Origin of the sequence: Nocardioides scoriae, assembly GCF_900104965.1 — a bacterium.
GTDB classification, from domain to species: Bacteria; Actinomycetota; Actinomycetes; order Propionibacteriales; family Nocardioidaceae; genus Marmoricola; species Marmoricola scoriae.
This window is the reverse complement of sequence record NZ_LT629757.1, coordinates 935,605-949,898: the sequence shown is the minus strand read 5'-3', so window position 1 is coordinate 949,898 and position 14,294 is coordinate 935,605. Positions and strand designations below refer to the sequence as shown.

At 72.5% G+C, this 14,294-nt stretch carries 12 protein-coding genes; 5 read left to right on the top strand and 7 right to left on the bottom strand.

From position 1 onward, the window contains the following. Positions 1-38 precede the first annotated feature (38 nt). Entirely contained in the window at positions 39-1,103 is a 1,065-nt protein-coding gene (locus tag BLU55_RS04565; RefSeq protein WP_091726602.1) for a TerC family protein, read from the bottom strand. A 275-nt stretch (positions 1,104-1,378) separates the two neighbouring features. Here BLU55_RS04565 and BLU55_RS04560 point away from each other — a divergent pair, with 275 nt between their 5' ends. From BLU55_RS04560 to BLU55_RS04535, 5 genes are all read left to right on the top strand, one after another. Then, positions 1,379-2,905: a helix-turn-helix domain-containing protein gene (locus BLU55_RS04560; protein WP_091733402.1), complete on the top strand. Its 1,527-nt coding sequence runs from the start codon at positions 1,379-1,381 to the stop codon at positions 2,903-2,905. Between the two features lie 1,138 nt (positions 2,906-4,043). Next, positions 4,044-5,687, top strand: coding sequence for an ABC-F family ATP-binding cassette domain-containing protein (locus BLU55_RS04550; RefSeq protein WP_091726597.1), 1,644 nt, complete (start codon positions 4,044-4,046; stop codon positions 5,685-5,687). Between the two features lie 69 nt (positions 5,688-5,756). Further along, the gene (locus BLU55_RS04545) at positions 5,757-6,569 is read left to right on the top strand and encodes a glycerophosphodiester phosphodiesterase (protein WP_231917045.1); all 813 of its coding nucleotides are present in this window, start codon (positions 5,757-5,759) and stop codon (positions 6,567-6,569) included. After that, a complete protein-coding gene (locus tag BLU55_RS04540) occupies positions 6,566-7,948 on the top strand; it encodes an MFS transporter (RefSeq protein WP_091726593.1) in 1,383 nt (460 codons plus the stop codon). The genes BLU55_RS04545 and BLU55_RS04540 overlap by 4 nt, the downstream gene beginning before the upstream one ends. A gap of 268 nt (positions 7,949-8,216) precedes the next feature. After that, positions 8,217-8,603, top strand: coding sequence for an RNA polymerase-binding protein RbpA (locus BLU55_RS04535; RefSeq protein WP_091726590.1), 387 nt, complete (start codon positions 8,217-8,219; stop codon positions 8,601-8,603). Positions 8,604-8,656: 53 nt separating this feature from the next. Here the strand turns inward: BLU55_RS04535 and BLU55_RS04530 are convergent, their stop codons facing one another. The 6 genes from BLU55_RS04530 to kdd form a co-directional block, all read right to left on the bottom strand. After that, complete coding sequence (locus BLU55_RS04530) at positions 8,657-9,217, bottom strand: FxsA family protein (protein WP_091726586.1); 561 nt, start codon at positions 9,215-9,217, stop codon at positions 8,657-8,659. Between the two features lie 7 nt (positions 9,218-9,224). Then, a complete protein-coding gene (locus BLU55_RS04525; RefSeq protein ID WP_091726584.1) occupies positions 9,225-10,064 on the bottom strand; it encodes a polyprenol monophosphomannose synthase in 840 nt (279 codons plus the stop codon). 417 nt (positions 10,065-10,481) lie between these two features. Beyond that, positions 10,482-10,907, bottom strand: a complete 426-nt coding sequence (gene kal / locus BLU55_RS04520) for a 3-aminobutyryl-CoA ammonia lyase (protein WP_091726580.1) — start codon at positions 10,905-10,907, stop codon at positions 10,482-10,484. Next, entirely contained in the window at positions 10,904-11,665 is a 762-nt protein-coding gene (gene kamE, locus BLU55_RS04515) for a lysine 5,6-aminomutase subunit beta (RefSeq protein WP_091726578.1), read from the bottom strand. The genes kal and kamE overlap by 4 nt, the downstream gene beginning before the upstream one ends. Further along, positions 11,662-13,227, bottom strand: coding sequence for a lysine 5,6-aminomutase subunit alpha (kamD, locus tag BLU55_RS04510; RefSeq protein ID WP_091726575.1), 1,566 nt, complete (start codon positions 13,225-13,227; stop codon positions 11,662-11,664). Before kamD ends, kamE begins: the two co-directional genes overlap by 4 nt. Then, the gene (gene kdd / locus BLU55_RS04505) at positions 13,227-14,291 is read right to left on the bottom strand and encodes an L-erythro-3,5-diaminohexanoate dehydrogenase (protein WP_091726572.1); all 1,065 of its coding nucleotides are present in this window, start codon (positions 14,289-14,291) and stop codon (positions 13,227-13,229) included. The genes kamD and kdd overlap by 1 nt, the downstream gene beginning before the upstream one ends. Positions 14,292-14,294 lie beyond the last annotated feature (3 nt).

The following is a 14,294-nucleotide window of genomic DNA, read 5'->3' as shown; positions in this document are numbered from 1 at the left end:
TTGCCCGGGGGACGCGGACGGCTGGGCCCGGCTGCTGGTCAGGCGACCGGGGCGTCGTCGCGACGCCCCTCGGAGGACCCCGACCCGGCGGCCTCGTCCTGGGCGGCGCGCTCCTCGGCCCGCTTGGAGGCGACCAGGCTGGTGGCGGTGGTCAGCGCCAGGATGCCGACGATGACGACCAGCGAGGCGACGGTCGGGATCTCCGGGACGGACGGCCAGGTGAGGTGGCCCCAGTGCAGGACCAGCTTGGCGCCGATGAAGAACAGGATCGCCGCGAGGCCGAAGGACAGGTGGACCAGCTTGCTCAGCGCCGCCTCGAGGACGAAGTAGAGCGCCCGCAGGCCCAGCAGCGCGAAGGCGTTGGTGGCGAAGACGAGGTAGGGGTCGCCGGTGATGCCGTAGACCGCCGGCACCGAGTCGACCGCGAAGACGATGTCGGTGGCGAGCACCGCGATGGTCACCAGCGCGAAGGGCGTCAGCGCGCGCTTGCCGTCGATGCGGCCGAACATCCTCGGACCCTCGTAGTCCTTGGTCACCGGCATGAAGCGGCGCACGAACCTGACGCTCTTGATCTGGTCGACGTCCATCTCGTGCTCCTCGTCGGACAGCGCGTCCTTGAGCAGCTTGATGCCGGTGATCAGCAGGATGGCGCCGAAGACGAGGAAGGCCGCGTCGAAGCTGTTGAGGGCGGCGGCTCCGAGCGCGATGAAGATGCCGCGCAGCACGAGCGCGCCGATGATGCCGTAGAGCAGCACCCGCTGCTGGAGCTCCTTGGGCACCGCGAAGGCGGTCAGCAGCAGCATGAAGACGAACAGGTTGTCGACGCTGAGCGACTTCTCGACGAGGTAGCCGGTGAGGTACTCCACGCCCGTGCCCTGGCCGTACTGCGACCAGATCCAGGCGCCGAAGGTGAGTGGCAGCGCGACGTAGAACACCGACCAGCCGACCGCCTCCTTCATGGAGACGGCGTGGGGCTTGCGGGTGAGGACGAAGTCGAGCGCGAGGAGCGCCACGACGGCACCGAGGGTGACCGCCCACAGGGTGGGGGTGCCGATGGTCTCGAGGCCGCCACCGGAGGTGGCAGCAGCGTGCGGGAGCAGCATGGAGGGGTCTCCGTCAGGTCAGGTGTGACATGGCCTGAGGTCTCCCTCACCCGCCCCCGTGGGGCCGGGCTCGCAGCCGGGGGGTCGTGGGACCCCGTACTGACCGGGTGCGACTTGGTGAGGTACTCCCCTCATCGACGATTCTAGGGGCGAGGTGGTTGACGTGTCACATGTCGTTGCCGCAGTCCACTTCGTGGCGGTTGCGTCGTGATCCGGACGACACGCACGGTCGTGGCGTGCGGGTCCTATCTCATATCTGAGATAGCGTGCCGGTCGTGACTGAGGACTACCTGGGACGCATCGGCACTCTCATCCGCGACGCGCGCAAGCACCGCGGCTGGACGCAGCAGCAGCTGGCCGCGGAGCTCGGCACCAGCCAGAGCGCGGTCAACCGCATCGAGCGAGGACACCAGAACCTCACCCTCGACATGCTGGCCCGCATCGGCGAGGCCCTCGACCAGCCGCTGATGAGCCTGGGCCAGGGCCCCACCCACCTGCGCGTGCAGGGCCCGACCACGCTGAGCGGCTCCATCGAGGTCAAGACCTCCAAGAACGCCGGTGTCGCGCTGCTGTGCGCGTCGCTGCTCAACCGTGGTCGCACCACCCTGCGCCGCGTGGCCCGCATCGAGGAGGTCAACCGCCTGCTCGAGGTGCTCGACAGCCTCGGCGTGAAGACCCGCTGGCTCAACGAGGACAACGACCTCGAGATCGTGCCGCCGGCCACCCTGAGCCTGGAGTCGATCGACGAGGTCGCCGCGCGGCGTACCCGCTCGATCATCATGTTCCTCGGCCCGCTGATGCACCGGATGAGCGACTTCGAGCTGCCGTACGCCGGCGGCTGCTCCCTCGGCACCCGCACCGTGGAGCCGCACATGACCGCGCTGCGGCCCTTCGGCCTGCAGGTGAAGGCCACCGAGGGCAGCTACCACGCCAACGTCTCCCCCGGCATCACCCCGCGGCGCCCGATCGTGCTGACCGAGCGTGGCGACACCGTCACCGAGAACGCCCTCATGGCCGCCGCGCTGTGCGACTCCACGACGATCATCCGCAACGCCAGCTCCAACTACATGGTCCAGGACCTGTGCTTCTACCTGCAGAAGCTCGGCGTCCGCATCGAGGGCATCGGCACCACCACGCTGAGCGTCACCGGCTGCACCGAGATCGACGTCGACGTCGACTACTCCCCCAGCGAGGACCCGATCGAGGCGATGTCGCTGCTCGCGGCCGCGATCGTCACCGACTCCGAGATCACCGTGAAGCGGGTGCCGATCGAGTTCCTCGAGATCGAGCTGTCCGTGCTGGAGGAGATGGGCTTCCGCTACTCCCTCTCCGAGGAGTACGTCGCGGCCAACGGCCGCACCCGCCTGGCCGACCTCACCACGCTGCACTCGGTCCTGCACGCGCCGCTGGACAAGATCCACCCGATGCCGTTCCCCGGCCTCAACATCGACAACCTGCCGTTCTTCGCCGTCATCGCGGCCGTCGCGCAGGGCCAGACGATGCTGCACGACTGGGTCTACGAGAACCGCGCCATCTACCTCACCGAGCTCAACAAGCTCGGCGGCAAGGTCACCCTCATGGACCCCCACCGCGTGATGATCGAGGGCCCGACCCGCTGGTCGGGCACCGAGGTCGTCTGTCCCCCCGCGCTGCGACCGGCCGTGGTCATCCTGCTGGCCATGCTCGCCTCGAAGGGCACCTCGGTGCTGCGGTCGACGTACGTCATCCACCGGGGGTACGAAGGCCTCGCCGAGCGCCTCAACGAGCTCGGCGCCTCGATCGAGGTCTTCTCCGACTTCTGAGGCGTCGCGCACCGGCACCGGCACCGGCACCGGCCCCGCGCCCTGCTCCGAGACGGCGCCGTGGGCGCAGGCAGGTCCACGGCGGCCGCCGCCCGACGACCCGTCCGGCTCCCGGCTCACGGTCGAGAACCTCGCGCCGCTGGCTGCGAGCTTCGTCCGGGCGGGTGCTCACCGGCTCGTCCTCTCCGGCGTCGTGGAGACGCACGCCGAGCTGCGACAGGTCACGGCCGCGGTGGGGATGCCCCTGGTGACGTGTCGCCTGGTCGTCGCCCCCGATGTCGTGCGTACCCGCCTCGTAGCCCGGCACGCCGACGAGGCGGCGACTGACACCGCCCGGGAGGTGCTGCGCCGGATCGGGTGGTGACGACCCCGCCGGGACGTCGTACGGCGTCGGACCACGCTGGGTCGAGCACACGTCAACGGGGAGTCCTGCTGCCACCTGGTGACAGCAGGACTCCCCAATCCCCACCTCGGCCTCGTCGTGTGGGATCCGAGCCACGGGCTGACGCGGAACCCACACGACGTGCCGCCCGGCCACCACCAGGGCGACCAGGGCGACCACGTCGTACGACACCCGCCGGGACGTCATCTGGCCCGGCCGCTAGAGCGACCACCTCGCACGACACCCACCAGGACGTCATGCGGACCGGCCGCCAGAGCAGCAACCTCGTACGACACCCGCCGGGACGTCATGCGGACCAGCCGCCAGGGCAACCACCTTGCACGACACCCACCGGGACGTCATGCGACCTGGTTGCCAGGACGGCCACGTCGTACGACGTCCCGCCCCAGGTGATCGACAGCTCCCCGATCCTCACCCCGGCGTCGTGTGGGATCCGAGCCACGGGCTGACGCGGAACCCACACGACAAGCCGCCCAGCCACGACCAGGGCGATCACCTCGTTCGACCCCCACCAGGACGTCATGCGGACCAGCCGCCAGAGCAGCCACCTCGTACGACACCCACCGGGACGTCATCCGGCCCGGCCGCCAGCGCGACCACCTCGCACGACGTCCCACCCGCCGCCGCCCACCCGCCCCCGGCACGCCGGCCCCACCACGACCGCGCCCCATCGCGACCTCGGCCCCACGGCGCCCCACCACCCACGCACCCCCACCCCCGCCCTACGCTCACCCGGTGAGCGCTCACCTCGTCGCCAAGGACCTCGCGGGCGGCCACGCTCACCGCACGCTGTTCGAGTCGCTCGACCTGACCGTCGCGCCGGGGGACGTGGTCGGCGTGGTGGGGGCCAACGGGGCGGGGAAGTCGACGCTGCTGCGGCTCCTCGCGGGCGACCTGGAGCCGCTCCAGGGCTCGGTCGTGACCGCGCCCCAGGACGCGTTCGTCGGGTGGCTGCCGCAGGAGCACGAGCGCGTGGCCGGCGAGACCGTCCTGGCGTACGTCGGCCGCCGGACCGGCGCGACCGCCGCCACCGACGCGATGGAGGCGGCGGCCGCGGTGCTCGGGGAGGGCGACGAGTCGGCGCAGGCCGGAGACGCCTACGCGCTGGCCCTCGACCACTGGCTGGCCAGCGGTGCCCCCGACCTCGACGAGCGGCTGCCACCGGTGATGGCCGACCTGGGCCTCGACGTCGGGGCCGACGCGCTGATGACGTCGCTGTCCGGCGGCCAGGCCGCTCGCGCGGCGCTGGCGGCGCTGCTGCTGAGCCGCTTCGACCTGATGCTGCTCGACGAGCCGACCAACGACCTCGACCTGGCGGGCCTGGAGCGGCTGGAGGCGTTCGTGCGCGGACTGCGCTCGGGCGTCGTGCTGGTCTCCCACGACCGCGAGTTCCTCTCCCGCGTGGTGACGCGGGTCGTCGAGCTCGACCTGGCCCAGCACCGGGTCGCGGTCCACGACGGCGGCTACGACGCCTTCCTCGAGGAGCGGGCGGTGGCGCGCCGCCACGCCCGCGAGCAGTACGACGAGTTCGCCGACAAGAAGGCCGACCTGGTCAACCGGGCCCGGGTGCAGCGCGAGTGGAGCAGCCAGGGCGTGCGCAACGCCATGAGGAAGGCCCCGGACAACGACAAGATCCGCCGCAAGGCCAGCGTCGAGTCCTCGGAGAAGCAGGCCCAGAAGGTCCGGCAGATGGAGTCGCGCATCGCCCGCCTGGAGGAGGTGGAGGAGCCCCGCAAGGAGTGGGAGCTGCGCTTCACCATCGGCCGGGCGCCGCGGTCGAGCTCGGTGGTGGCCGTCCTCGACGCGGCCACGGCCCGGCTGGGCGACTTCGAGTTCGGCCCCGCCACCCTGCAGGTCGACGCCGGATCCAGGATCGGCGTCACCGGGCCCAACGGCGCCGGCAAGACCACGCTGCTGCGCCTGCTGCTCGAGCGCCTCGAGCCGACGACGGGTCGCGCCGGCCTCGGCGCCTCGGTCGCCGTCGGCGAGATCGACCAGGCGCGCACAGGTCTCGACGAGCAGCTCTCGCTCGGCGACGCGTTCGAGGTCGCCCTGCCCACCACGCCCCCGGCCGAGCTGCGCACCCTGCTCGCCAAGTTCGGCCTCAAGGCCGACCAGGTGACCAGCCAGGTGGGGCGGCTCTCGCCCGGCGAGCGCACCCGTGCCGCGATGGCCCTGCTCCAGGCCCGCGGCGTCAACCTGCTGGTGCTCGACGAGCCCACCAACCACCTCGACCTGCCCGCCATCGAGCAGCTCGAGCAGGCCCTGGAGTCGTACGACGGCGCGCTGGTCCTCGTCACCCACGACCGCCGCCTGCTCGACCACGTGCGCCTCGACCAGCGCTGGCACGTCGAGGACGGCCGGGTCACCACCACCTGAGTACGCCGGCGGATGTCCGCACCCGCGGGTCGGGAGGACGATGGCGGGGTGCCGCCCCATACTTCCCCTGTGACCGCCGCGCCGCGCACGGGCTTCGCCTACCTCGACGAGGGCCGGGCCGGTGGCTCCCTCATCGCCATGGCCCACCGGGGCGGTGCCCGCCATCCCGAGCTGCCGGGTGCCGAGAACACGCTGCACGCGTTCCGCCACGCGGCCGCCCTCGGCTACCGCTACCTCGAGACCGACGTGCACGCCACCACCGACGGCACCCTGCTGGCCTTCCACGACGCCGTCCTCGACCGCGTCACCGACCGGCAGGGCCGGCTCTCGCTGCTCAGCGCCCAGGACGTCGCCCTGGCCCGGATCGCCGGGGCGCACGCCGTGCCCACCATGGCCGAGCTGCTCGAGGAGCTGCCCGAGGCCCGCTTCAACATCGACCTCAAGTCGGCCGCGTCGGTCGCGCCCCTGGCCGCGCTCGTCGACCGCACCGCCAGCCACGACCGGGTGTGCATCGGCTCGTTCTCCCAGTCCCGGCTCGACCGCTTCCGCCGGCTCAGCCGCGGGCGCGTCGCCACCTCGGCCTCGCCGCAGGAGGTCGCGCTGTTCGTTGGCTCGCCCTCGGGCCGCGTCAGCCGGCTGCTGACCCGCGGGAAGGTGGCGGCCCTCCAGGTGCCCCACCGCCGCGGGCCGGTGCCCGTCGTCACCGCCGCGCTCGTGCGTCGCGCCCACGCCGCCCGCGCCCAGGTGCACGTGTGGACCGTCGACGAGCCCGACGAGATGGAGGAGCTGGTCGACCTCGGGGTGGACGGCCTGATCACCGACCGGACCGACGTCCTCAAGGACGTCCTGGTCCGGCGAGGACTCTGGAAGGACCCCGCATGAGCGCCCGCGCCCCGATCGGCATCGCCGACCTCTCCCCCCTCGACCGACGCCGGCAGCAGAAGGCGTGGAACTGGTACGACTGGGCCAACTCGGCCTACTACACGACCGTGCTCAGCGTGCTGTTCGGCCCCTACATGATCACGGTGGCGGGCCGGGCCGCCGGCTGCACCGACGCCGACGAGACCTGCAGCCGCACCGTGAGCGTCCTCGGCCTGCACCTCGCGGCGGGGTCGCTGCCCAGCTACCTCACCAGCTTCGCCACCATCGCGGGCGCGTTCGTGCTGCCGGTCGTGGGCGCCTGGGTGGACCGCTCCGGGCGCAAGAAGGTCCACATGGCGGCGTTCGCCTGGGCCGGGGCCGCCTTCGCGTCGCTGCTGTTCTTCATGGAGGGCGACAACTGGCAGCTGGGGGCCGTCGCGGTCGTGATGAGCAGCGTGCTCGCCGGCTGCGCGATGGTCAGCTACTACGCCATGCTCGCCGACATCTCGACCGAGGAGGAGCGCGACGCCGTGTCCTCGCGGGGCTGGGCGTTCGGCTACCTCGGGGGCGGCGTGCTGCTGCTCCTCAACCTGGTGCTGGTGCTGCTGCCCGGGACCTTCGGCATCGACACCGAGCTGGCGGTCCGGCTCTCGCTGCTCTCGGCGGCCGTGTGGTGGGCGGGCTTCACGATCATCCCGTTCGTGCGGCTGCGCAACCACGCGCCGGTCGACGTGGTGGCGGTCGAGGGCGGGGTGCTGCGCCGCAGCTTCGGCCAGCTCGCCGACACCTTCCGCGACATGCGCCGCTACCCGATGACGCTGACGTTCCTGCTGGCCTACCTGTTCTACAACGACGGCATCCAGACGGTGATCTACGCCGCCTCGACCTACGGCCAGAAGCAGCTGGGCTTCCCGACCTCGGTGCTGATCGCCACCATCCTGCTGATCCAGTTCGTGGCCTTCGGCGGCGCCCTGTTCTTCGGCCGGCTCGCCGCCCGCCACGGGGCCTACCGGATGATCCTGGGCGGCACCTTCGCCTGGATGCTGATCGTGGTGGCCGCCTTGTTCCTGCCGCGGGAGGACGTCGTGCTGTTCCTGCTCGTCGCGGTGGCCATCGGCGTCGTCATGGGCGGCACCCAGGCGCTCTCGCGCTCGTTCTTCAGCCTGCTCATCCCCCGCGGTCGCGAAGGGGCGTACTTCAGCCTCTACAACGCCGCCGAGCGCGGCACGTCGTGGTTCGGCACCCTGCTCTTCGGGGTGGTGTTCCAGGTCACGGGGTCCTACCGTCCGGCGATCCTCGCCCTGGTCGTCTTCTTCGTGCTGGGCGCGTTCTTCCTGCTGCGCCTCGACCCCGCCCGCGGCATCCGCGAGGCCGGCAACCGGGTGCCGTCCTCGCTCTGACCCGGTCTGGTGCCGAGGTACCAGTGGTCTCGACCACCCCCCGCCCGACCCGTCCCGATGTGTCATTCCGGGCCAGGTGGGGAATGCTGGACCGAGGCCGTTCGTTGGTCTGGTGTCGGGCGCCCGGGTCCCGGCGTCGGGACCACGTGAGACCTGGAGCCCAGATGGGCAGTCGCGATCCCCAATCCGTGGGTCGCGCCACCGAGCACGACACGATCTACCTAGTCAGCGACCGCGACCCGGTCGGTGCAGAGGACTGGAGGAACCCATGGGAGAGCGCACCCTTCGCGGAGCCCGTCTCGGCGGACAGAGCTTCGAGGACGAGCGGGGCATCGAGTTCGCCGCGCGTCAGCAGGTCGGCTACCTGTGCTCGCAGGGGCACGGGTTCGAGATCACCATGTCCGTCGAGGCCGACATCCCGGCGCTGTGGGAGTGCCCGCGCTGCGGCGCCGAGGCGCGTGCCACCTCCGGCATCGAGCCCGAGGTCAAGGCCGAGAAGCCCGCCCGCACCCACTGGGACATGCTCCTGGAGCGCCGCTCCGAGAAGGAGCTCGAGGACATCCTGGCCGAGCGTCTCGACCTGCTGCGCAGCGGCGAGATCGGCCCGGCCCACCTGCACCGCCCCAGCGCCCGCAAGAAGCGCGCCTCCGTCTGAGCGCTGGCCGAGCCCCGCTCGACCGCTGCCTGGCAGCGGCCCTGCGTGGAACCTCAGTCCACGACCTCGCCCGGGACCACGTCGTCTGGTCCCGGGCTTCGTCGTGCCCGGCCCTGCGACGCGGGACCACCCGCAGCACCGCCCGGGAAGCCACCGAACCCGGCGACGGGAAAGCCCATCCCGGGCCCCCCGCTGCTGGTGAGCCGACGAGCGATCACGCCGGCGAGCGCCCGGCGGCCCAGCGGCCGCGTCACCGGGAGGATCGCCAGCAGGCCGACCACGTCGAGCACGAAGCCCGGGGTCAGCATCAGCAGGCCACCGATCAGGACGAGCATGCCGTCGGCCAGCTCCTTGTGCGGCATCCGGCCCTGCTGCAGCGCGACGCGCAGCGCCTCCCAGGCGCGCCCGCCCTCCCGCTTGACCAGCCACGAGCCGAGCAGGCTGTCGGCGACCAGCAGCAGGATCGTCCACCAGGCGCCGATGACCTGGCCGATCTGCACGATGACGTAGATCTCCACCAGCGGCACCACCACGAAGGCCACCAGCAGCAGCCACCAGGGGAACCGGCGCGTGCGCGCGCCTCGGGTGCGGGTGGGACGCAGGGGGTCGCTCATGCCCTGCTCAACGAGCCGCGCGTCGCGGCTGTTCCGCCACCCGGTCGCTCTGACCGGCGTTGGCGCGGCGGCGGCGCACGGCGGCCCGGAGCTGGCGGCTCCGCTCCCCCAGGCCCCAGCGGGTGATCCGGCGCAGCGACTCGGTCGCCACCGCCCCGCTCATCTTGGACTCCCCGCGCTCCCGCTCGACGAACTCGATCGGCACCTCGCGCACGCGCAGCCCGGCCCGGACCGTCCGGAAGGCCAGGTCGGCCTGGAAGACGTAGCCGAGCGAGGCGATCTCCTCGAGGTGGATCCGCTCCAGCGTGGCGCGGCGGAACAGCCGGTAGCCGGCCGTGGCGTCGCGCACGGGCATCCCCAGCAGCAGCCGGGTGTAGAGGTTGCCGCCCCGCGAGAGCAGCTCGCGGTGCTTGGGCCAGTTGACGATGCTGCCGCCGGGGACCCAGCGGGACCCGATCACCAGGTCGGCGTCCACGAGGGCCGCCAGCAGCCGCTCCAGCTGCTCGGGCTGGTGGGAGCCGTCGGCGTCCATCTCCCCCACGACGTCGTAGCCGCGCTCCAGCGCCACCCGGAAGCCGTGCAGGTACGCCGCCCCGAGACCCTCCTTGCGGGTGCGGTGCAGCACGGTGACGGCCGGGTCGACGGCGGCGACGTCGTCGGCGATCCCGCCGGTGCCGTCCGGGGAGCCGTCGTCGACGACCAGGACGTCGACCCCGGGCTGCGCGGCCCGGAGCCGCCCGAGCAGCGGGGCCAGGTTGAGGGCCTCGTTGTACGTCGGGACGACCACGACGACGCGACCCAGTCCGTGGGGACCGTCGTGCGGGCCGAGGGGGTCGGCGGGGCTCATGTCCCGCAACCTAGCGCCTGGCCGGATGAGGCAGGACGGGGGGAACGTCGTGGACCTTCGGACCGCACGCGCACTGACCGGATGCCAGTGCCGCGAACGTTGTCTACTGGTCGACTCGTCCCCCCCGCGTCCTCCCGTCCACACCGCGACGACCGACCCGCCAAGTGCGCACCCGGGTCCGCCTTGGCGAGGAGGCCCGAGATCGCAACAGCCGGTCGCACGACTGGACGTGCTGCCCGGAGAAACTGGTAGGAGCCTGTCCGGGGCGCTCGGGGGGTGTCAACCATCGCCTGACCTGTGCGGACGCGACAAACCCGCAGGTCAGCGAGTCGTACCCCGTCTGAGGAAGTTTGCACGAAATACTCGAGTTTCTCGGCGTGTCGCACTGGACACGCCGATCTGGTCTAGTAATTCGGGTCACGGGACGACCACGGTGCCGGTGGCCGAGGTCGCCACGACCGGCTGCTCCAGCATCCGCGCCGCGGACTCTCGGCTGGCGCCCTGCTCGCCGCGCGCCACGACCAGCAGCTCGAAGTCGATGCGACGGGACCGCCGGCCGACGGCCACCAGCACGCCGCGGGCCTCGACCACGTCACCGGCGCGCACCGGGCCGCGGAACTGCACCTCGGCGTACGACGCGAACAACCCCTCGTCGCCGTCGGTGCGGATGCACATCTCGGTGGCCACGTCACCGAACAGCGCCAGCCCCCACGCCCCGTCGACCAGGTCGCCGGCGTAGTGCGCCTCGGCGTACGACACGTAGCGGCGGTGGACCACGGTGGTGCCGACCCGGGGGTCCTGCGGCTGCTCGTCGGCCTGCCGGGCCCCCTGCGCGGCGCTCACGAGGCCACCGCCGGGGCCGTGGCGATCCGGTGGACGAGGAAGCTGGCCACCTCGCCCGGGGTGGTGCCACGGGAGAAGACCCGATCCACCCCGAGCTCCCCGGCCATCTTCTCGTCGAAGCGGGGACCGCCCACCACCAGCAGCGGCCGTCGGGCGGGCGGGAACGCCTCGCGGAAGGCCGCGGACATCTCGCGGGTGTTGAGCAGGTGGGCGTCGCGCTGCGTGACGACCTGGGAGACGAGCACGGCGTCGGCTTTCTCGGCGACCGCCCGCTCCACCAGCTGCGGCACCGAGACCTGGGCGCCGAGGTTGACCACCTTGAGCTCGCGGTAGTACTCCAGGCCCTTCTCGCCGGCGAAGCCCTTGATGTTGAGGATGGCGTCGATGCCGACCGTGTGGGCGTCGGTGCCGATGCAGGCGCCCACGACCACGAGCCGGCGCCGCAGCCGCTCCTTGACGGCCGCGTTGACCTCCTTCGGGGTCAGCAGCTCGTAGTCGCGCTCGACGACCTCCACGATGCTGGGGTCGACGAGGTGGTGCACCCGGCCGTAGACGACGAAGAAGGTGAAGTCGGGCCCCATCGGCTTGGCGTGGACCACCAGCGCGGGGTCCATGCCCATCTTGTGGGCCAGCTGCTCGGCCGCGCCCTCGGCGACCTTGGAGTGCGGCATGGGCAGCGTGAACGACAGCTGCACCATCCCGTCGCCGGTGGTGTCGCCGTACGGCCGCAGCAGCCGCTTGTCCTCGGTGTCGCTCATCGCTCCCCCTCCGCGAGGATCTCGCTCGCCGGGTTGTAGTAGGCCTCGCTGGTGACCGCGACGCCCTCCAGGCCGCGCCCGGCGTCGGCGGGCCGCTTCATCAGCCCGAAGGTGCCGTCGGCGATGGCGTCCAGCAGGCCGCGGTCGCGCTCGGTGATCCGGGTCAGCAGGTCGATCGACTCCCCCAGCACGTGGCGGGCCCGCTCGGCGATGACGCCGTCCGGGGCCGGGTGGAAGTCCTCGGCCAGGCGTCCGGCCGAGTCGAGCACGTAGCGCACGTTCTGCAGGGCCAGGTCGCGGTCGGAGAGCCACGGCGTCACCACCGCCTCGGTCATCATCCCGACGAGCAGGATCCCCTGGCCGGTCAGCGCGCCGGCCAGGTTGAAGAAGCCGTCGAGCAGGTAGCCCCGGAAGACGTCGCCGGTCATGTGGCGGGTCGGCGGCATCCACTTCAGCGGGGCGTCGGGGAACAGCTCGCGCGCCAGCAGGGCGTGGGCCAGCTCCAGGCGGAACGAGTCGGGGATCTCGGGGGTGATCTCGAAGGCGTGGCCCAGGCCCAGCTGCCAGTCCTCGAGGCCCGCCTCGTGGGCGAAGAACTCGTTGAGCAGCTGGCTGGTGGTGACCGTGTGGGCGGCCTCGACGGCGTCCGCGGTGGTGAGGTAGTTGTCCTCGCCGGTGTTGATGATGATGCCGGCGCGGGCGTGGACCTGGCGGCTGAAGCGCTGGTCGACGAAGGTCCGCACCGGGTTGATGTCGCGGAAGAGGATGCCGTACATCGAGTCGTTGAGCATCATGTCGAGGCGCTCGAGCCCCGCCAGGGCCGCGATCTCCGGCATGCACAGCCCGGAGGCGTAGTTGGTCAGCCGGACGTAGCGCCCCAGCTCGCGGCCGGTCTCGTCGAGCGCTGCCCGCATCAGGCGGAAGTTCTCCTGGGTGGCGTAGGTGCCCGCGAACCCGTCGCGGGTGGCCCCCTCGGGCACGTAGTCGAGCAGCGACTGCCCGGTGGAGCGGATCACCGCGATCACGTCGGCCCCCTCGCGGGCGGCCTGCTGCGCCTGCGGGATGTCCTCGTAGATGTCGCCGGTGGCCACGATCAGGTAGATCCACGGCTGCCGGGGCGCGTCGCCGATCTCCCGGATCAGACCCTCCCGCTCCTCGCGTCGTACGTCGACCCGCCGGATGCCCTCCCCCACGGCCGCCCGCGAGGCGGCTCGTGCGGTCCGCGCGTCGTCGCCCTCGGGCAGCCGGAAGCGGACCGACCCGGCGGCCGCCTTCTGGGCCAGGGTCAGCAGGTCCTCGGCCTCGCCGCGCGCCAGGGCGTCCCACACCGGGAGGGCCAGGCCGTGGTCGAGGTCGACGTCGGCGCGCACCGCGTCGGCGAGCCGGTTGACCCAGGGCGTGCCGTCGGGGTCGGCGCCCGCCAGGCCGGCCAGACGCAGGGTGGCGCGCTCGACCGACACGGTGGTGTGGCGGCGGGCGAGGTCGACGATCGGCTGGCCGACACGGGCGGCGAGCTCCCGGGCCTGTGCGACCGTGCGGGGGTCGAGGTGGAGCTTGCCCATCAGAGCCTCCTGTCGAAGAGCGCCCGGACCGCGGGCGTGGTGCGGACCAGGTCGAGCGCCAGGTCGGCGTGGCCGGGGACGTAGCCGTTGCCGACGAGCATCGTCACGTCGGCGGCCAGGCCCTCAGCGCCGAGGGCCGCGGCGCTGAAGGAGGTGGCCATGGAGAAGAACACCACCGTGCCGCCGTCGGCAGTCGCGAGGATGGCGCCGCCCTCGCAGCCGGGCACGTCGACGCAGACCACGGTGACGTCGCCCGGCCCGCCCGCCGCGGCCACGGCGTCGCGCAGCGCCACCGGGTCGCGCGCGTCGCAGACCACGACCGCGTCGGCCAGCCCCGCGCCGATCCCTCCCGGCTCCAGCAGCTCGGCCTCGGCCCGGTGCGGCACCACGGCGACGGTGCGGCTCGCCCCGGCCCGTCGGGCGGCGGCCAGGCACAGCGAGCCGGACTTGCCGGCCCCGCCGACGACCACCACGCCCACCTCCCCGCCCGAGGAGCCGGTCGGGCCCGTCGAGACCCGCTGCCGCACCTGCCGCTCGACCAGCGCCGGCGCGCCGCACACGTCCATGACCGACAGCGCCAGCTCGGGCGAGAGGTCCTCGGGCAGCCGTGCGGCGATGCTGCGGCCGAAGAGCACGGCGTACCCGTCGGCGGGCACCTGCTCGCTGCGGCCGTCCCAGCGCGCCAGCCCGTCCTCGAGGACCAGGGGGGTGAGGGTCAGCGAGACCAGCGTCGCCACCCGGTCGCCCACGGAGAGCCCGAGCGGCGAGGCGTCGCCCACCTCCTCGACGGTGCCGACGAGCATGCCGCCGGAGCCGGTGACGGGGTTGTGCATCTTGCCGCGGGTGCGGACGATGTCGAGCACCTCGGCGCGCACCGCCGCGCCGTCGCCGGCGTGCTTGTCCGAGAGCTGGCGGAACGACGCGGCGTCGAGGTTGAGCCGCTCCACGCGCACCCGCACCTCGTCGTCGCGCAGCACCGGGTCGGTGTCCAGGCGCTCCGCGGCCTGCGGCAGCACTCCCGCCGGCGCGAGCACCCGGTGGAGCCCCGCCGGATCTCCCGTCATGCG